At 41.0% G+C, this 18,848-nt stretch carries 23 protein-coding genes (1 of these 23 cut by a window edge); 1 reads left to right on the forward strand and 22 read right to left on the reverse strand.

The features are described 5' to 3' along the window. From AUO94_RS06040 to acpS, 13 genes are all read right to left on the reverse strand, one after another. On the reverse strand, positions 1-1,923 hold the 5' portion of the coding sequence (locus tag AUO94_RS06040) for a Tex family protein (protein WP_058386369.1). Its footprint begins 243 nt before the window's first position; only the first 1,923 of its 2,166 coding nucleotides appear in the window; its start codon is at positions 1,921-1,923; the stop codon falls past the left edge of the window. Between the two features lie 107 nt (positions 1,924-2,030). Further along, the gene (locus AUO94_RS06045; RefSeq protein WP_058386370.1) at positions 2,031-2,630 is read right to left on the reverse strand and encodes a PP2C family serine/threonine-protein phosphatase; all 600 of its coding nucleotides are present in this window, start codon (positions 2,628-2,630) and stop codon (positions 2,031-2,033) included. Next, complete coding sequence (sigB, locus tag AUO94_RS06050) at positions 2,630-3,412, reverse strand: RNA polymerase sigma factor SigB (RefSeq protein WP_058386371.1); 783 nt, start codon at positions 3,410-3,412, stop codon at positions 2,630-2,632. The genes AUO94_RS06045 and sigB overlap by 1 nt, the downstream gene beginning before the upstream one ends. Next, positions 3,390-3,860: an anti-sigma B factor RsbW gene (gene rsbW, locus AUO94_RS06055; protein WP_058386372.1), complete on the reverse strand. Its 471-nt coding sequence runs from the start codon at positions 3,858-3,860 to the stop codon at positions 3,390-3,392. The genes sigB and rsbW overlap by 23 nt, the downstream gene beginning before the upstream one ends. 1 nt (position 3,861) lies before the next feature. Beyond that, on the reverse strand, positions 3,862-4,191 hold the full coding sequence (locus tag AUO94_RS06060) for an anti-sigma factor antagonist (RefSeq protein ID WP_058386373.1): 330 nt from the start codon (positions 4,189-4,191) through the stop codon (positions 3,862-3,864). 96 nt (positions 4,192-4,287) lie between these two features. After that, positions 4,288-5,289 carry a PP2C family protein-serine/threonine phosphatase gene (locus tag AUO94_RS06065; RefSeq protein ID WP_058386374.1) on the reverse strand — a complete coding sequence of 334 codons (1,002 nt, stop codon included), beginning with the start codon at positions 5,287-5,289 and terminating at the stop codon, positions 4,288-4,290. A gap of 12 nt (positions 5,290-5,301) precedes the next feature. Continuing rightward, on the reverse strand, positions 5,302-5,703 hold the full coding sequence (locus AUO94_RS06070; RefSeq protein ID WP_058386375.1) for an anti-sigma regulatory factor: 402 nt from the start codon (positions 5,701-5,703) through the stop codon (positions 5,302-5,304). Positions 5,704-5,705: 2 nt separating this feature from the next. Further along, positions 5,706-6,068 carry an STAS domain-containing protein gene (locus AUO94_RS06075; RefSeq protein ID WP_006830185.1) on the reverse strand — a complete coding sequence of 121 codons (363 nt, stop codon included), beginning with the start codon at positions 6,066-6,068 and terminating at the stop codon, positions 5,706-5,708. Next, positions 6,068-6,895, reverse strand: coding sequence for an RsbT co-antagonist protein RsbRA (locus AUO94_RS06080; RefSeq protein WP_058386376.1), 828 nt, complete (start codon positions 6,893-6,895; stop codon positions 6,068-6,070). Before AUO94_RS06080 ends, AUO94_RS06075 begins: the two co-directional genes overlap by 1 nt. A gap of 167 nt (positions 6,896-7,062) precedes the next feature. Beyond that, a complete protein-coding gene (locus tag AUO94_RS06085; protein WP_008432415.1) occupies positions 7,063-7,413 on the reverse strand; it encodes a type II toxin-antitoxin system PemK/MazF family toxin in 351 nt (116 codons plus the stop codon). Between the two features lie 4 nt (positions 7,414-7,417). After that, the gene (locus tag AUO94_RS06090) at positions 7,418-7,702 is read right to left on the reverse strand and encodes a hypothetical protein (RefSeq protein WP_058386377.1); all 285 of its coding nucleotides are present in this window, start codon (positions 7,700-7,702) and stop codon (positions 7,418-7,420) included. A 43-nt stretch (positions 7,703-7,745) separates the two neighbouring features. Then, entirely contained in the window at positions 7,746-8,903 is a 1,158-nt protein-coding gene (gene alr / locus AUO94_RS06095) for an alanine racemase (RefSeq protein ID WP_058386378.1), read from the reverse strand. Between the two features lie 15 nt (positions 8,904-8,918). After that, positions 8,919-9,272 (reverse strand): holo-ACP synthase, encoded by a 354-nt coding sequence (acpS, locus tag AUO94_RS06100; protein ID WP_058386379.1) that lies wholly within the window; start codon positions 9,270-9,272, stop codon positions 8,919-8,921. A 68-nt stretch (positions 9,273-9,340) separates the two neighbouring features. On the opposite strand from acpS, the gene AUO94_RS06105 reads away from it, so the two are divergent. After that, the gene (locus AUO94_RS06105; protein ID WP_058386380.1) at positions 9,341-9,949 is read left to right on the forward strand and encodes a rhomboid family intramembrane serine protease; all 609 of its coding nucleotides are present in this window, start codon (positions 9,341-9,343) and stop codon (positions 9,947-9,949) included. 43 nt (positions 9,950-9,992) lie between these two features. Here AUO94_RS06105 and AUO94_RS06110 read toward each other — a convergent pair whose 3' ends face one another. The 9 genes from AUO94_RS06110 to AUO94_RS06150 all read right to left on the reverse strand — a co-directional run bounded on the left by AUO94_RS06110 (position 9,993) and on the right by AUO94_RS06150 (position 18,778). Beyond that, positions 9,993-11,504 (reverse strand): PH domain-containing protein, encoded by a 1,512-nt coding sequence (locus AUO94_RS06110; protein ID WP_058386970.1) that lies wholly within the window; start codon positions 11,502-11,504, stop codon positions 9,993-9,995. Then, positions 11,497-11,976, reverse strand: a complete 480-nt coding sequence (locus AUO94_RS06115) for a PH domain-containing protein (protein ID WP_058386381.1) — start codon at positions 11,974-11,976, stop codon at positions 11,497-11,499. The genes AUO94_RS06110 and AUO94_RS06115 overlap by 8 nt, the downstream gene beginning before the upstream one ends. 144 nt (positions 11,977-12,120) lie before the next feature. Then, positions 12,121-13,644 carry a degradosome RNA helicase CshA gene (gene cshA / locus AUO94_RS06120; RefSeq protein WP_143039510.1) on the reverse strand — a complete coding sequence of 508 codons (1,524 nt, stop codon included), beginning with the start codon at positions 13,642-13,644 and terminating at the stop codon, positions 12,121-12,123. A gap of 333 nt (positions 13,645-13,977) precedes the next feature. Beyond that, positions 13,978-14,676: an alpha/beta hydrolase gene (locus tag AUO94_RS06125; protein ID WP_058386383.1), complete on the reverse strand. Its 699-nt coding sequence runs from the start codon at positions 14,674-14,676 to the stop codon at positions 13,978-13,980. 71 nt (positions 14,677-14,747) lie between these two features. Further along, entirely contained in the window at positions 14,748-16,106 is a 1,359-nt protein-coding gene (locus AUO94_RS06130) for a UDP-N-acetylmuramoyl-tripeptide--D-alanyl-D-alanine ligase (protein ID WP_058386384.1), read from the reverse strand. A gap of 13 nt (positions 16,107-16,119) precedes the next feature. Continuing rightward, positions 16,120-17,190, reverse strand: coding sequence for a D-alanine--D-alanine ligase (locus tag AUO94_RS06135; RefSeq protein WP_058386385.1), 1,071 nt, complete (start codon positions 17,188-17,190; stop codon positions 16,120-16,122). Positions 17,191-17,263: 73 nt separating this feature from the next. Continuing rightward, complete coding sequence (locus tag AUO94_RS06140) at positions 17,264-17,581, reverse strand: DMT family transporter (RefSeq protein WP_058386971.1); 318 nt, start codon at positions 17,579-17,581, stop codon at positions 17,264-17,266. Further along, positions 17,581-17,928 (reverse strand): quaternary ammonium compound efflux SMR transporter SugE, encoded by a 348-nt coding sequence (gene sugE / locus AUO94_RS06145; protein WP_058386386.1) that lies wholly within the window; start codon positions 17,926-17,928, stop codon positions 17,581-17,583. The genes AUO94_RS06140 and sugE overlap by 1 nt, the downstream gene beginning before the upstream one ends. A 79-nt stretch (positions 17,929-18,007) precedes the next feature. Next, positions 18,008-18,778, reverse strand: a complete 771-nt coding sequence (locus AUO94_RS06150) for a hypothetical protein (protein WP_058386387.1) — start codon at positions 18,776-18,778, stop codon at positions 18,008-18,010. Positions 18,779-18,848: the final 70 nt, after the last annotated feature.

Consider the following 18,848-nt stretch of genomic DNA (forward strand, 5'->3'; position numbering starts at 1 on the left):
ATCTTCCATTTTCAAAATATCATTTTTCAATAAAGGTTGTGGGAATTCATCACGCGGATCACGGAATGGTTTTTTCAACGCATCCACAATATCTTTCAACGTAATTTCTCCGACACCCCACCCTGCACTTAACTCGCTTAGCTCGAGTGCTTCAAGTTTTTCAGAGAGCCCTGCTTTTCCAACAGATTTTTTGTCTTCGCCTACTAGTTTCAGCAGTTTTTCTGCAATGTCATAACTCTCAGGATGAATCCCTGTTGCGTCTAATAGGTTCTTGCCTTCAGGAATCCGTAAAAATCCGATTGCCTGCTCATAAGTCTTGGCTCCTAGACGCGGAATTTTTTTCAACTGCGCACGTGTAGTAAATCGGCCATTTTCATCACGCACTTTAATCACATTTTCCGCTACAGTTTTACTTAACCCTGCCACATAATGCAATAACGAAGCAGATGCTGAATTGACATTGACCCCAACTTGGTTAACCGCCGTCTCAACAACAAAAGTTAACTGGTCCGCTAATTTCTTTTGAGAAACATCGTGCTGGTATTGTCCAACCCCCACCGCTTTTGGATCAATCTTTACCAACTCCGAGAGTGGATCTTGTAGACGGCGTGCAATCGAAGCCGCACTCCGCTCTTCCACTTTTAAGTCTGGAAACTCTGCTCGCGCAATGTCAGATGCCGAATAAACACTAGCTCCTGCTTCATTTACAATCACGTAAGAGATATCTGCCGAAGTTTCCGACAAAAAGTCCGCAACAAACTGTTCTGTTTCTCGTGATGCAGTACCATTACCAATTGCCATAATTTCAATTGGGTATTTAGCTGTTAAGCGTTCCATAATTTTCTTCGAGCCGGCTAGATCTGATTTGGGTGGATGCGGATAAATCACTGCCACTTCTAACAGCTTGCCTGTTTCATCAATGACTGCAAGCTTGCAGCCTGTCCGGTAAGCTGGGTCCACTCCTAAAACCATTTTGTTTTTCATCGGTGGTTGCAGTAAAAGATTCCGCAGATTTTCCGAAAAAATATGAATGGCTTGCGTTTCTCCTTTTTCACTTAGTTCAGTTCGAATTTCCCGTTCCACTGATGGTTGGATCAATCGTTTGTAGCTGTCTTCAATCGCTTCGGCTATCACATCTGTTGTTGAATGCGTTTGCTTTATCCAATTATTTTTCATCAAAGTGACGATGCGATCCACAGGCGGATTAATGGAAACTTTTAGAACGTCTTCTTTTTCTCCTCGATTAATCGCTAAAATTCGATGCGGAACAATTTTTTGGATAGCTTCTTCGTATTCGTAATACATTTGGAAGACTTGTTTTTCGTCTTCGTGATTTTTTTTGGCTACGGTGGCAATGGTTCCATCTTTTCGAGTCATATAACGAATTTTCTCTCGAACATCTGGGTCGTCCGCAAATAATTCCGCTAGAATATCCTGTGCTCCTTGAATTGCATCTTCAGTCGAAACGACATCTGCCTGTACACCGACAAATTCCTTAGCCTTTTCAGTCACTGTTTCATCGCCAGGCTCTAGTAACCAATCCGCTAACGGCTGCAACCCTTTTTCTTTTGCGATAATCGCTTTTGTCCGACGCTTTTGTTTGTATGGTCGATATAAATCTTCTAGCCGCTGCAACACAGTGGCATTGTGAATCGCTTTTTCCAGTTCTTCTGTTAGTTTTTCCTGTTCTGATATCGAACGAATCACTTCTATTTTCCGTTGCTCTAAATTCTGAATGTATGTATAACGGTCATCAATCGCTTTAATTTGGACTTCATCCAAAGATCCGGTTGCTTCTTTTCGGTAACGTGCGATAAAAGGTACGGTGTTGCCATCTTCGATTAATGCGATAACTTGCGCGACTTGATTGTTTCGCACGCCCGTTTCTTTTGCGATCAATGTATGAATTTGTTGCGCTTCCATCTAGACACTCCCCTTCATTTCTTTCTTATTTTAACACATTCAGAAAAGAGCAGCCCACGACGTCCCTATTCCTTGTTCAAGATTGTCCATATAAAAAAGAAGCCAACTCATTTGAGTAGGCTTCCTGTTATGAATGTAGCATCATCACCCGTTTGGATGGATTCTAGAATATCACGATACAATTGCTCTGGAACTGAAGCTTTTCGCATCATAGCTTTTGGGTTTCTTAAATCCACCCCATCAGAGTGAATCAAGAACAGATCGTTCTCTACATACGTATACAGTTGAGTACGTAATTTTTGCGGACGTCCTGACAGATAACCCATCACTGGCAATGGATAGATAATTTCATCTGTTGCTTTGCGGTATACATAAAACCGAATATTGCCGACGCAGCTATATTCAAGCGTTTTTTTCTTGAAATCAACTTTAAAAATAGCAACGGCAGCACCACGCTTTTGAAGCATTAATCCATTAAAACGATACATCAATTGATCGATCGTTTCATGATGAAACTCTCTTAAAATCTGAGGGATGACCTGAGACGACTCCCGCGCAATTGGCCCACTCCCTAATCCATCAGCTACGGAGCAAATAAAATAATCATCTGTTAAGACCGTATGGTAACTGTCACCAGATTCATAATTCCCTTTTTTTGCTTCGTTGAAAATAAAAGCATTCACAAGATTATGCTGAATGCTCTCCACTACAAAACTCCGCCCGCTGCTAAAATAGCTTCTTGGAGTTTTTTAATAGCTTTTCTCTGTAACCGGGAAACGTGCATTTGAGAAATACCAAGCTTGTCTCCGGCTTGTTTTTGGCTCAGCTGCTCTATGTAAGTGAATTGGATGATTTGCTTTTCTCGCTCAGAAAGCACGTTCATCGCTTCAGCTACAAGCATCCGCTGATCCACTTTCTCGTAACCATCGTCTTCCTGACCTACTACATCAAATAATGTGACGGTACTACCGTCTGAATCCGCCTCTAAAGAGTGGTCCATGGAAAGTGCTTGATAGCTTTTACCCATTTCCATTGCTTCTAAAATGTCATCTTCTTCAACATCCAGGTATTCGGCAATTTCCCACACTTGTGGCGAACGTTGAAGCTCTCTTGTTAACACTTCAACCGTCGCTTTAATACGGGGCCCTAATTCTTTTATCCGTCGTGGAACATGGATTGCCCAAGTCTTATCACGCAAAAATCGTTTAATTTCTCCGATAATTGTAGGCACAGCAAAAGCCTCAAAGCTACGACCAAATGATGGATCGTACCGTCTGATAGCCCCTAAAAGTCCAAGCATACCTACTTGCGCAATATCTTCGTGATACGATTTCCCATTTGAGTATTTTCGCGCAATGGATTCAACAAGGCGTTTATAATTTAGCACCAAGTTTGTTTGGGCTTCTTCATCTTCTGTCTTTTGGTAAGCTTCAATCCAATCAAGCACCTGCTCTTTAGTAGGTTGATTAGGATGAGACTGTTTCGACATCCTTCTCCACCTGCTCTCCTTCAACATGCTTTGTCATAAAGATTGTAACTCCTTCTTGATGATGAACTTTAACTTCATCCATTAATGTTTCGATTAAATACAAGCCGAGGCCTCCTTCACGGAGAAAAGCACCTTCTTCTTGGTCGTGATACGGACCGACTTTTGCTTTTGTTTCTTCAAAATTAAAGCTTTTGCCGTGATCTGCTACCATAATCTCAATTTTATCTTCATACAGTGCACATCCGATAACTACTTCACCTTGCTCATCTTCTGCATAAGCATGCTGAACTGCATTTGTTACGGCTTCACTTGAAGCGATTTTTAAATCTTCAATATCGTCAAAAGAAAAACCAACACGGCTGGCTAAACCTGAAATGGTAAGTCGTGCAACTCCAACATACTGTGATTTGGCAGGAACGCGCATTTCTACGTAATCAAAAGGACGCATGCTAGTTCCCACCCTTCTCTGCAGATTCGATATCCATAATGTCACCGAGACCTGTAATGTCGAACAGTCGTTTTAGTCGTGCTGAAAGTCCTTTTAACTTTACATGTCCACCATTTGAATTAATTGATTTATAAAAAGCGACAAAAACTCCAAGTCCTGTACTGTCCATATAATTAACGTCGGAAAGATCCAACTCTGCTTTTAATCCTTGGTGATTCTGGTAAGTTTCTAATTTTCCACGTAAAACTGGTGCAGTGTGCGCATCAATTTCTCCGCCGATAAATCCTTCAAGAACATTATCCGATTCAGTTAAATCTACTTGAATATTCATTGTGATTTGACACCCCGTTTTTTTAAAATTCAATTTCACTAAAAAAGTCTATTCTAAAGCATTAATACCACAATTAGTTGGCAGTTAAACCTGTTGTTAAACTTTTTTATAAATTACTAGCGTGAAATCGTCTTGGAATTGCGCATTTTGCATTCGTTCAAGCTCGTCGTAAACATATTGCACAATGGCTTGTGCCGGTTCTGTTTTTTTATGCTCAATTAACTCATAAATAACTTCGCGTTCGATAAACCCTTCTTCATTTCGGCCTTCAGTTACTCCGTCTGTCATCATGATGACCAAGTCACCATTTTCTAAATCGACTGTATGTTCTTCATAGACCGCGGCGGGGGATACCCCTAACAGTAGACCTTTTGCATATAACTCCGTAAATTTATTGTCTTTTGCACGATATAAAATAGCAGGTTCATGTCCTGCTGAGCCATAAGTTAAACGCGCTCGTTTAGCATCGTAGTTCCCATAAAACATAGAAACGAACATCGAGTCATCAATACTTTTTTCAACAATTCGATTAATGACACTTAATACGTCTTTGGGTAGCGCATGTGCACTGTTCAAACTATCCATACCAAATTTAATCATAGACATGCAAAGAGCAGCCGGAAGGCCTTTGCCGATTACATCCGCAACTGCCACCCCAGCATAGCCTTCTTGGTCACTAACAAAATAAATATAATCCCCATTCATTTTTCGCGCAGGGATAGAAAGAAGGCCGATATCCAAACCTTCTAATAAAGGTAATTTAGTTTTCAGCAAGGTTTCTTGGACATTTGCTGCCAAATCCATTTCTACTTTTAGCTCTTCCTGTTGTTTGATAAGACTTTGTCGTTCTTGAAGTGCCAATCCGTAATTGATCATCATTTCAATCAAAAAATCAAATGAATGCCAGACTATATCTGGCAATTCACCATAAAGCTCTTGAATTGCTACTTTATGCATGCTGATCACTTCTTCAGGAGCGATATTCTCCAAGATGAGCTGTCGGCTAAAATTTTGGCCGACATACAAATTTTGTTCTGTTTGTTTTTTCATGTATTCATTTAAAATCTCTTTATATTGATTCTCGATTTCCTGAACCATTGGGTGTTCCCCCTAACGAAGCCACTTAGTAGCTCGTATATCTGTGCCTTCACCTATACTAGTTTCGATTTTAAAATCATCCATTAACCGCTTAACGCCTGGAAGTCCTGCTCCCAATCCGCCAGAAGTTGTAAAACCATCTTCCATCACTTGACGGATATCCGGAATCCCTGGACCATTGTCTGCAGCAATAATCAAAATGCCTTTAAGGCCATTTTGGGTTAACTGTTGAATTTCGATCCTGCCTTTTCCAGCATATAAATAAATATTGCGCGCAAGCTCGCTGATAGCCGTCGTAATACGGGCCTGGTCAACCGTGCCAAAGCCAAGCTCTTTCGCTACATTGCGTCCGAGTTGTCGTGCAGCAACAATATCCCATTCTGTTAAAATTTCAACTGAGGACTCACCGTTCATTGTTAAGCCTCCAATTCCAATTGAAGTTTATCCAAACCATTTTCTAAATCTAGCGCTGTCATAACATCTTCAAGTCGAATTCCCAACTCGATTAAAGTGATAGCAACTGCTGGTTGGATACCGGTAATAACTACTCTGGCCCCCATCAAACTCGACATACTGATGACATCCCCCAGAACTTTCGCAATAAATGAGTCGATAAAATCAATCGACGTCAAATCGATGACGACACCACGTGCACTTGTTTCATGTAATTTCGCCAATAAGTCTTCTTGAAATTGAAGAGCCGTTTGGTCATCAAGTTCCCATTGAATCGAGACAATTAATGTATCTCTTAACTTTAAAATCGGAATTCTAAAATTCATCAGTCTTCAACCTCCACAATTTTTCGATTCGTCCAAGCTAACGCCTGTTCTACGCCTCGCTGTAAAGTACTCGTTGTCGTAAAGTCGTTCAAATTAATGCCGAGTGTAACAATTGTCTGGGCAATTTCAGGACGAATTCCGACGAGCATACATTTCGCGCCTACTAAACGAACAGCATCTGCTGCTTGAATAATATGATGTGCGACCATGGTGTCTACTACTGGAACGCCAGTAATATCGAGCAATACAACTTCTGCACGATGCTTCACGACACCTTCCAATAAGTTCTCCATAATCAACTTTGCTCGCTCTGTATCTATTGTGCCTACTAGCGGCATGACTGACACTTTATCGAACACCGGAATTAATGATGCCGACAATTCTTGCAACGCAATTTTTTGCAAGCTTACCGTACGTTCCCATGTTTTAGAGTAGGCTTGAATAGTACTTTCACGAATTGGTGATATCCACTTAGAGAATTCTTCTATATAAGCAGCCAGATTACCTTCATGGATGATTTGTTCTTTTGTTAAGTCTTCGTAAACAATTTCAGCAAAATGATTGATTGCCTTCGTAACAAATGTGATAGACCAACCGAGACGCACAACTTTCTCAGCAAAATCGTTTACACGACTTTCATAAGCTTGATGGCTTTCCAGTAAATTAGAAATCATTAGTTCTGCGAATTCTTGGCTCGTTTGATTCATTAGTTCTTCAGGCATCAACTGAAAAGAACGTTCATTTTTTTCATCTTTCATTTTTTCTTGCCATTTTGAAACGATTTCGGTTAAGTTGCCCTGTATATATTGAGCCATTTGTTTATTCATATAGATTGAAAACCCTCCCTGTGACACTATGTATCGCTAATTTTATCTGCTACTCTTTATTGTATCGGAAATTCGTTTTTTTCACATCTTTTTTGTCAGTAAGGTTACTTCTTTAAAAAAACACCTCGAGAAAGATTCTCGAGGTGCCTTTAAAAGAATATGTATGCTTAAAATTTAACAAGACCTACGCTGATTTCTAATGCTTCGTCTACTTTTTCCATCAAAGTGTCGTCAAGCTGCGTAATTTTGTCGGTCAGTCGCGACTTGTCAATGGTTCGCAATTGTTCTAGCAAAATAACGGAATCGCGCTCAAAGCCGTATTTCTTGGCGTTGATTTCTACATGAGTCGGTAATTTGGCTTTTTGAATTTGCGCCGTGATTGCTGCAATAATAACAGTGGGACTAAAACGATTCCCTATATCGTTTTGAATCACCAGTACAGGTCGGGTCCCACCCTGCTCAGACCCGACGACTGGCGATAATTCCGCAAAAAAAACATCTCCGCGTTTTACAATCAAGTTGTCACCCTCCGCTTACGAGTCGGACAGTCATATGCTCCGCTTCATACTCAGCGTGAGAACATTCACAAGCAATCGATAGATTGATTTGAGACATCTCCACGTAGCCTTTGATCATCGCTTCTCGAATATGATATGAGTCATACAGATTTTTTGTCACCCGGCTTGTGGAAACATAAATATAATCTCCACTTTCTTGGACATGCTCATTTGAATGAGTTGTCAACTCTGAAATAAATTGCTTTGGCATTTTCACAACCACTTCTTTTGTCTTTGACTTCTCGTACACAGCCGACACCTCCGAAAATCCCGTTCTTCTGTCTTCGTCTGCTTCATCTTACCATTTTATCAAGCTTGTGAAAAGACAAATCGGAAACCTCCGCGCTTTCGGAGTAAACACGCGGTACTCGTTTTGTTAAGATACAAGGAATTTCATATGGAATTGTCTCCAGTCTATCAGCCCACTCATCAATAAAAATTTGCTGCTCTCCTTGACGTCCAATCAACTGGACTTTTTCACCCACAGGCACCTTTTTAGAAAGTCGAATCATACATTGATCCATACAAATCCGCCCAATAATCGGAGTACGTTGTCCGTTTACTAACACATCCTGCCCTTGTAGTCCTCGCAACATGCCATCTGCATAACCAATTGGAATCGTTCCAACCCACTCGTCTCGTGCCGCACGGTAAGTCGCTCCGTAACTTAACGCTTCTCCAGCTTTTACTTTTTTCACATGAACAATTTCTGTTTCTAGGCTCAGTGCAGGATACAAATGAAATTCCATTTCCTGACCGACGTACGGAGAAGGCGCAATGCCGTACAACGAAATTCCTACGCGCACCGCGTCACTCGTCAACTCTGGATGCATGATGGCGGCTGCACTATTGGATACATGGACCATCACAGATGGGTCTTCCAATTGTTTAATGACACTGTTCATGGCGTGAACCTGTTGGTTAAATAGAGAAGAATCCTCTTCGTCTGCAGTTGCGAAATGCGTAAAGATCCCGTTAAAACTAAAGTCGTGATCCGCAATAATGCCTAGCGCCTGATCTACTTCATCCAGTTGAATACCAATGCGTCTCATCCCGGTATCGACTTTCAAGTGAATTTTTAGCATCTCTAACTTCTCTTCCAAATGACTCGCAGCCATCGATAACCAATCAAGAGAAATAGCTGTCACAATAATATTGCGCTGTTGCGCAACCCGAATAAATTTGGCAGGTGTCGCACCTAGTACCAGTAACTCCGTTTCAATGCCTTGGTCGCGCAGGAAAAGAGCTTCGTCTGGTGTTGCAACTGCTAGCATATCGACACCCGTTTCGATAACTGCCTTTGCCACCGCTAAAACCCCATGTCCGTAAGCATCTGCTTTTACCACTGCAATCACTTTCGCATCTCCACTTTTTTCTTGAAACACGGTTAAATTTTTTTTGATTGCTTCTAGACTAATGACCGCTTTTGTCGGTCGATACTGTTCTGTCATGTTGACACCACCCAGTTAAATTGTTTGTAGAAGAACTTGTGCCGCTGCAAATTCTTTGGAATGAGTAATCGATACTAGACCCGTTTCCATATGCTTGAAATAAATAGACGGCTTGCCTTTAGCGTCTTTTCTAATTTCAATATCTTGAAAAGAACAGGCACCACCAATTCCAGTGCCTTTAGCTTTAGAAAATGCTTCTTTAGCCGCAAAGCGCCCTGCTAAAAACTCTGCTTTTCTCGTTTCTGTTAATCGACTGTATTCAGCCTGTTCAAATTCAGTTAATACACGTTCGCGAAATTTTGGTGACTTGGCATCTATTCGTCGAATTCGCGACAATTCAACGATATCTATCCCAATTCCTGTAATCATAAATGTTTCTCCTTTCAATCACAAACCAGTAACAGGTATAATTAAATGTATGAAATAGAGGTGACAAAATGTTTATTCGAACAGAAAGCTTTAAGCAATACTTGCGGCTATATCCGGTCGTTTCTACTTTGATCGCGCTTAATTTATTGGTCTATGTACTGGGTTTATTGCCTTTACTCGGTGATTGGCTTTACTTTTATGGCGTTGGATCCAACTTTTACATTGCTGAAGGTCAGTGGTGGCGATTCATTACACCCATGTTTTTACATGGAGGATTGATGCATCTCCTGTTTAACATGTTCTCCTTGTTCTTGTTCGGACCTGAATTAGAACGTTTGACTGGAAAAGTTCGTTTTATTACGATCTACCTGTTGGCAGGATTTTTCGCTTCTTCGGCTACTTACTTTTTACAGCCGCTCGATTACGCACATGTCGGAGCGAGTGGTGCGATTTTTGGAGTCTTTGGTGCATTTGGCGCATTGGTGTATTACGGAGGACGTGCTTTACCGCAACTCAAACAAATTATACTCCCTATTATCGTCATTAGTATAGTCATGACTTTCCTGACGCCAAACGTTAACGTAACAGCCCACATCGCCGGAATGATTACCGGGTTCCTTATTGGACTCAGCTACTTCCACCCTAAACGAATTGTTAGCTGGCGAGCTAAAAAATAAAAACAGCCGGAATATTACATTCCGGCTGTTTTTTTGGACTTTTTTACTCTTCAACCTCTTTTGTTCCAGATGGTTCATACCAAGACAAAATCCGACTTGCGTCTTCTTTTTCCATATGGGCAATCGTTGCAGTAGCTCCTGCCATACCCGCTTTAATCGTTGCATGAATCGATGCAATTCCTTTACGACGCTGGAAATAGCTTTGCGTCACTTGAATAACTTGAATCCTTTTTTTCAAAATATAATAGCGATTTTTACTAAGACCTCTAAATTGCATCGTTAGTTGCTTTTCAGCTAACGAATAGCCGACCGTCCTGTGCTGCCAAACTCCAGAGATGACAATAATCGGCACAACAAACAACGTTAGCAATCCATATGGATAGAAAAAATAACCTAAAGCGACAATCCCAGGAAACAGCCAAACTAAATTCAGGCGATAGAAAAAGTGAATGCTGCGTTTCGGCGCCTTAACCAATTCCGGTGTCCATTGCAGTTCCGGAAACAGCTCTGTTAGTATAGGTCGCATCCGACTCACTTTCACTAACGGAAACAGACGAATTTTTTCATCCTTATCGCCAACTGAGCCACCTGCACTTTCAACTACGACCGTCGCATATCCAAAAAGCTCACGCAAAGGATTCTGACTCACTTTAATTCCTTGAACTCGCTTTAACGGAACTGAAATTTTCTTTTTCTCTAATAATCCTCTAGTAATATAAATATGGTCTTCATCGCGTTGAAGGCTAAATTGGTAATTTGCTACAATTGTCATAATTACGGAAATAATCCATGCAATCAATAAGATAAAAAAGAGTGTTAACGCAACAATCAATACACCAAAACGCAAAAATAGCATGACTTCTTCATAAATGGCATCATACGGTATAAACTCAGAAAATTGGGAAAGAAAAATTGCGACTGCTGAAATGACTACGCCAATTCCGCCGGAAGTCGTTGCAAGAATCATTAATTCTTTCATAGACATGCGATAAAGTTCTGTAGTCACTTTTTTAGCAGGGACTTCCACATATTCTAGCGGTCCCATTTCTGAAAAAACTGCTTCTGTAGGGTGTTGCTTAGCTTTTTCTATTTCATTTTCGATACGATCTGCATCTTCTCGCGAAATTGCTGTTAGTTCAGCTTCGGCCTGCCCCACTTTTCCTGAGCCTGCTGTTTCTACTTTCACTTTTACTAACCCAAATGGCCGATGAAAAATTCCTTCTGTATAATTTAGACTTTGAATCCGTTCGAACGGAATATACCTCTTTTTCTTTACAAATAGGCCATACTCAATTCGTAATTCTCCATCCTCGAACCAATACACAAAACGCTTCCACTTAATAATTCCACCAACTAACAGAAAAATTAGCACAACGCTTCCTATTAATACCGGAATTAACCCCTGCCATCCTTGATTGAACATCGAGCTAATTCCACCGTCTCTGAATAGATTGACTCCAAAAATAATAATGAACGGTAGGATTAATTCCTTTAATCCTTTAATGAAATTTAAAAAAGCCGAAATGGGATGCAATTTATAGCGTTCTTTAGACATCATCTTCCGCCACCCTTGCTAAACCAGAAATTCTAGCTCTTAGTTCATCAGCCTCCGCCGTTATCAATGCCGGAATTGTATGAGTGGTTGCCGCTGTCGAAATCGAAATTTGTGCCAAATCATATTTTCGTAAAATTGGTCCTTGCTCAGTATCTACGTGCTGGACACGAACCATTGGTACTAATGTACGGGTCACAATGAACAAGCCATGCTGTAATTCAATTTCCTGTTCTCGCACTTCATAACGCCAGCGCTGCCAACGAATCTTCGGAAATAAGTAAATGAGCAAAAAGCCAAACAGCAAAATAACCGCGCCATAAACAGCATATAACCATTGTGGCCAATCAAAGAAATACGTTAACACACCTGCCCCAATAGCAACCAGTGCAATAACCGTAGTTTCCATACTGCCGTAAACGCGCCAAACCGTTAAGCCTTTTCTTGAAATTTGATTTTTGGGCTGATTTTCCATCTATTTCTCTCCAATCGCTTCTTTATCAGTATACGAGTTACTCATTCAGACGTTTCATTCCATTGTACATGATATGTAGACAGCAAAAAAGAACGTACGCCAAACAGTTTCCTGTTCGGCATACGTCCTTTGAATTAATCGGTATTAAGATTCGCTACGACGAGTCGTACGTCCTGGACGTCCGCCGCCAGTTGCACTTCCGCCTTCACGACGACGGCTTGCGCCTGAGCTTGCTCCACGGCTTGATGATGGACGAGCTGAACCTGATGAACGATTACCTTTGTAACCGCCGCCTCCAGAACTGCGTCCGCCGCCGCCTTTACCTTTATATCCGCCGCCTCCGCGTGATGGCAAAGGACGTTCTTCGGAAATTGATACTGGAACATCTTCCGGTTCTTTAGTCATTGTTTTAAGAGCTGCTGCAATCAAGTCAACCGCATCATGCTTTTCAAGCATTTGCGCCGCGAATTCACGGTAATCGCCAAGATTGTTTTTCTCTGTCATTTCAAACAATTGTTCCATCGCAACTCGTTTTTGACCAAGTACAGCCTCGTTCGCAGTTGGAGGAATTAAAGCTTCCATCTTTTTCTTCGTAGTGCGTTCAACAATGCCCAAGTAGCCCATTTCACGTGGTGTTACAAACGTTACTGCGACTCCTTTTTTACCTGCACGACCCGTACGGCCGATACGGTGAACATAGCTTTCAGGATCTTGTGGAATATCAAAGTTGTATACGTGTGACACGCCTGAGATATCAAGTCCGCGAGCTGCTACATCTGTTGCTACCAAGATATCGATTTTGCCGGCTTTAAACTGCTTTAAAACAGACATACGTTTTGCTTGGCTCAAGTCACCATGAATTCCTTCAGCAAGGTAGCCGCGGATATTCAAAGCTTTAGCTAATTCATCAACACGGCGTTTTGTGCGTCCGAAAACGATCGCAAGTTCCGGTTGTTGAACATTCAAAAGACGTGAAAGGAAATCAAATTTCTCGCGCTCTACAGACTTCACGTAGAACTGCTCAATGTTTTCAACAGTCATTTCTTTTGATTTGATTTTAACGATTTCTGGAGTTTTCATGAATTTCTCTGCAATGCGACGGATTGCATCCGGCATAGTTGCTGAGAACAACAATGTCTGACGAGTATCAGGAACACTTGCCATAATTGTTTGAATGTCTTCGATAAAGCCCATGTTCAACATTTCGTCTGCTTCATCAAGGATTAATGTGTTGACATTGTCCAATTTAAGCGTACGACGGTTGATATGGTCTAATAGACGTCCTGGAGTACCAACGATAATTTGCGGACGGTTTTTAAGTGCACGGATTTGTCGGCTAATTTCTTGGCCGCCGTATACTGAAAGAATACGTACGTTTTTATCTTGTCCCAATCTGTAAAGTTCTTCAGAAACCTGGATTGCCAATTCGCGTGTTGGTGCGATGATTAATCCTTGAACATTACCGTCTTTAGTGTCGATTTTTTCAATCAAAGGAATTCCGAAAGCCGTAGTTTTACCAGTACCAGTTTGCGCTTGTCCAATAATGTCTTTACCTTCCATTCCAAGACGGATCGTTCCCTCTTGAATTGGTGTTGCTTCTTCAAACCCCATACGTTTTACGGACTTTAAAGTTGTTTCGCTAATATTTAACTCTGAAAATTTTACCAAATTTTTCAATCTCCTTTTGTCTTCATCTGATTTACAAATGGTGTACATTTTAGATGAATTCGTGACAAGGGCGAGCCTTTATGAGGAAGTTTCACGTCGAAAATCATACTCTGTAGTTTTAAGTCAGAGGGGATGTGTGAACAGGAAAAGCTCGGGCTTTGCCGAGCGGTCTGATCGGCGGGCGTTTGATACCCTATCTATAGAACAAACCGTTTTGCTCAAAAAAATACTCTTCACGGGGAAGAGTTTCTCAAAAATGTATCCATTGCTTTCAAAAGAATAACATGTATTTTTTTTATTTGCAATCAATACGCAAAGGTTCCAATAATCAGTTTACTCTAGTCCTCTGTTCATAAACTCAAAAACGTCCTCGAACCACTCTTCTCGATCTTCGCTATAGCAGATTAAATGTTTGCCAAGCTCCGAACGAATCATCTGTTTTTCAACTGCCCCAATATGGTTATAGATAAAGTCCGCGGCCGAAGCAGGCACGATGCTATCCCTGTTACCTTGGACAATACAAACAGGCACAGTAATCTTAGAATAATAAGGTTCTACCATTTTGACTACTCGCAAAAATTCAATAGCCGAGCTGACAGGTGTATTCGTCAGTTTGTATTGGTAAAGATGCAAAGGTGCATTTTCTGCTATTTTTCCAGATACTATATCTTTTAATGCCTCTTGCACTTCTTTAAGAATCTGTGCTGGGCTAATGTATTTAGCAGCAGCACTTAATAGTACAAGCCGGTCGATCTTATAGCGCATGGCCAAATACATAGCGATCAAACCACCCATCGAAAATCCGACAACAATGATGCGATCCGCTGATTTTTTCAGCCTTTTTAAGGCTAATTCAGCTTCCATCATCCAACTTTCTGCCGACATTCTCTTTAGCGCTAGTTTTTCACCATGCCCTGGCAGTGTCGGTATTTCTACAATCCAGTCGGTTTGTTCGTTTAAAAAATCAACAAAAGGCTCAACTTCAAACGGTCCTCCTGTAAAGCCGTGTATACAAAGAACACCGGTTTTCAATCCACTCGCCTCTTCTCACCACTTAACAGCGTGGTATTTCAAACATCACCGTCAATTGCACTTTTCCACAACTACGCTGTGACGAAAGGTTCGATAATGTTTTCTAAAGCCATCCCCCGAGAACCTTTTACCAAGATAACGGAGTCTTTATTTGTATAAGTTTGCAACAGCTCGATAATCGGTTCATATTCCGTTTCGCTCCATAATAGCTTGCCTGCATAACTCGGCTGCAACTTATCGTAAAGCCACTTCATACGAGGACCATATAGACAAACGCCTGCTAAATTATCCGAAATGTACTTACTAAGTGCTTCGTGATAGTTTTGCTCATTGTCTCCAAGTTCAAGCATATCCCCTAGCACTACCCACTTTTTATCTTTCATTGTCGTTTCACGAATAAAATTTAGCGCTGCAGTCATTGATGACGGAGCTGCATTGTAAGCGTCGTTAATAAACATCGCACCGTTATCTGCTTGAATCATCTGCATCCGCATATCGGTCAGTGCTGCATCTTTTAAAGATTTACGGATTTGCTCTTCCGATAAGCCTGCTTCGAGCGCTACCAAAATAGCGGCAAGCGTATTTTTCACTTGATGCTCCCCTAAAACTGGAATAGTGAATGCAGCGTCTATAATCCCGCTAACCATAAAGCTGCTGCCATCTTCAGTAGCTTTAATATCTGTCACCGTCAACTCATTGTTGTCGTCGAACCCAAAAGAAACACCTTGTGGAAAAGTTTCCATAAAGGGTTGCAATAGAGGCTCATCGCCATCATAGAAAAGCTTGCCATGCTGTTGTAGACCTGCAGTAATTTCGAATTTCGCTTCGGCGATAGCTTCACGAGATCCAAGGTCTTGCAAATGTGCTTCGCCTATGTTGGTGATAATGGCATAATCGGGACGCGCTAATTCTGACAAAAACTCAATTTGCCCTTTGCCGCTCATGCCCATTTCGAGGACAGCAACTTTCGTGTCTTCTTCTAGAGACAAAATGGTTAGAGGCAAACCTAGCTGATTATTAAAGTTACCTGGCGTTTTCTGCACTTTAAAATAAGGCTTTAAGACGCTTGCTACCAGATCCTTTGTCGAAGTTTTACCATTTGAACCGGTGATTCCAATCACAATCGCTGACAATTCATCGCGGTACGTGCGAGCCATCTCTTGCAAAGCTACTTCGCAATCGTCCACAAATAGCAACGGTAAATCTTCTGGTGCTCCTGGCTCGTCGCGCTGCCATAAAGAAGCTACCGCACCTAATTCGATAGCCGAACGGACGTACTTATGTCCATTTACTTTTTCTCCACGAAAAGGGATGAACAAATCACCCGGCTCGAGCGTTCTCGTGTTAATCGAGACCCCTGTAACGTCGAAGCCCTTTAAATTAGTTTTGATGTCTAGCCATTTGGCTACTTGTTCAATCTTTTTTTTCATTTGGTTTCTCCACTCAGTCTATTTTAACTTGCAGTAATTGTTTTTCTTCGTGCCGTTCGATTGCTAAAACGATAAGGCGTTCAATTAACTCCGGATAAGGCAAACCTGTATGTTCCCACAGTAACGGGAACATACTGTAAGGTGTAAAGCCTGGTAATGTATTCACTTCGTTAATCAGAATTTCACTATCCGCTGTGACAAAAAAATCTGCTCGGACAAGCCCAGAACAGTCCAGTATTTTAAAGGCTTTCTTAGCATCTGTTTCTAGTCTTGCATAAACCGATTCGTCTAATTCAGCCGGAATAATCATGGCTGTATTGCCGTCTTTGTACTTCGCCTGGTAATCATAAAAAGCTTTTAACGGCTTAATTTCACCTGCTACTGAACAAGCTGGTTCGTCATTTCCGAGAACGCCAACTTCGATTTCACGAGCGTCCACTCCTTGTTCAATGACGATTTTGCGATCAAATTTCAATGCTTCTTTTACGGCTAAAATTAGTTCTTCGCGATTGTCAGCCTTGCTGATTCCTACACTTGATCCTAAATTAGCAGGTTTCACAAAAAGCGGCCATACAAGTTCTGATTCTATTTTATCCAACCAAAAACTTTGGTTCTGATCCCAGTCTCTTCTTATAAAATACACATAAGGCGTTTGTTTTAAACCTGCCTGCTCAAATAATTGCTTCATTACGACTTTGTCCATACCTGCAGAAGATGCCAGTACACCATTCCCAACATATGGGATATTCATCACTTCAAGAAGACCTTGAACCGTTCCATCTTCGCCATTTGGTCCATGCAACAAGGGAATAATAACGTCCAGCACGTCACTACTTTGTGATGGAAGAAATCCAGAAATATCATTGGGTTTCGAAGATTCTCCAGGCAATTGAAGCTGTTCAATTGTTTTTACTGCACCTTCAAGACGATGCCCTTTTCTCCACTCGCCGTCTTGCGTGATATAAATTGGGTAAATTTCATATGCTTCAAAATCTATTGCATTTGTAACTGCTAAGGCTGTAGACAGAGAAACTTCATGCTCTGCCGATTTGCCTCCATATAATAAACCGACTCGTTTTTTCATCCAAGAGACCTCATTTCGTTATCCATATTTCTTAGTTTATCACGAACCTGCAGTGACTAATATTTTTTTCATGTCAGCCACCGAAAATTTTCAGGCCAATGACTCCTGCTAAAATACAGGATAGAAAAAATATTTTTGCCAGTTGCTTGCTTTCTTTGAAAAATATCATACCGACTAGAACGCTTCCTGCAGCACCGATGCCTGTCCATACAGCATAGCCTGTTCCAAGCGCAATTGTTGTTAACGCCAGTGACAGCAAATAAAAGCTAAGCGCGCCGGACAAAATCGTTAGCGCTGTGTACCGTTTTATTTTAAAGCCATTGGATAGTTTCATAGTAGTGACAAACGCCACTTCAAACAATCCCGCAATTACTAATATCAGCCAATCCATCATGACTGCACGCCCTTACTCGAAGTTTCTTTTCCGTCTAAAACTTTTAACCCAATTATCCCAATTAGCAATAAACTTAAAAAGAACAGTTTTTCTAAACTAGCGTTTTCATTAAATAAAAAGATACCTAAAATGGCTGTACCTGCAGCACCAATACCAGTAAATACTGCATAAGCCGTACCGATTGGAATTGTTTTCATCGCAATCGCAAACAGCATAAAGCTGATGACGATAAAAACAAATGTTATAAGTGAAGGAACTAAGTTCGTAAAGCCTTCAGCAAACTTCAAGCCAATTGCCCACACAATTTCTGTAATTCCCGCAATCATGAGATAAATCCAGGCCATGTAATTCCCTTCTTTCTTTTCACACTTGCTCTGTTGGAGTAGAGCATCGATCCAAAAAAATGATACCTGCTGCCAGGTATCATTTCCACGTTTTTTGTTTTCTATCGTAGATAATCTTACGTGAAACCCCTTGTTTTGTATATTCTTCAATGTCGGACCAAAATTCATCCAAAAATGAAATCTCTTCTACTGGACGAATGTGCAATTCAATCGTGTTTTTCGTTTTTTCGGGGTCTGCCAATGAAATGAGTACGCCTTCACGATAATTCTTTTTCAAGGATTGAAGAATTTCAGCAGGCAACTCTGGGATTAAGTCTTTTGCTTTACGTCGCCAAAAGTTTTGCCCGTTCTCTTCTCGCCGAATTAAATACGTAAAGTAATTTCCGACCAGCTCATTCAGGCGCTCTAATTTGCGGAAGTAAATTTTTGTGGTTTCTTCTTCTTCACTCGATAAATAGACAAATTCATTTTGAAGAGTTGAATAAAACGGTGTCTTGAGCGGCTCTTTTTTGTGGCCAATATACAGCAATTCGGCTTGTTCCTGAGGCGTCAAAGAATTTAATTGCTTTTCACTCCTAAAATCAATCCAACAAAATTCACTTTTCTTATTTGCACGCGCTCTTCTCAACTGACCAAACTCTTCTTGTGTAGCAAACTCCATATGGGTATGCATATTAAAAGATGCATCTTCATAGGGATGCTTTAACAACAGAAGATTTTTAGGCAATTTCATGGCATCCAAAAAATGGGCAAAAGTCAGTCCGCTGAATAAGGCAAATTGATCAGATTCGTTCAAGTATATATATAAATGCTGTATGTAGACGTCCGCGTTCAACGGTTTTCTCTCCATTTCCTCCACTCCATTCCGTTTCTTATTATACGTCCAAAAAGAAGAAATATGAAACATACCTGCTTCGAAA

The sequence above is a fragment of the Planococcus kocurii genome (assembly GCF_001465835.2).
GTDB lineage: Bacteria > Bacillota > Bacilli > Bacillales_A > Planococcaceae > Planococcus > Planococcus kocurii.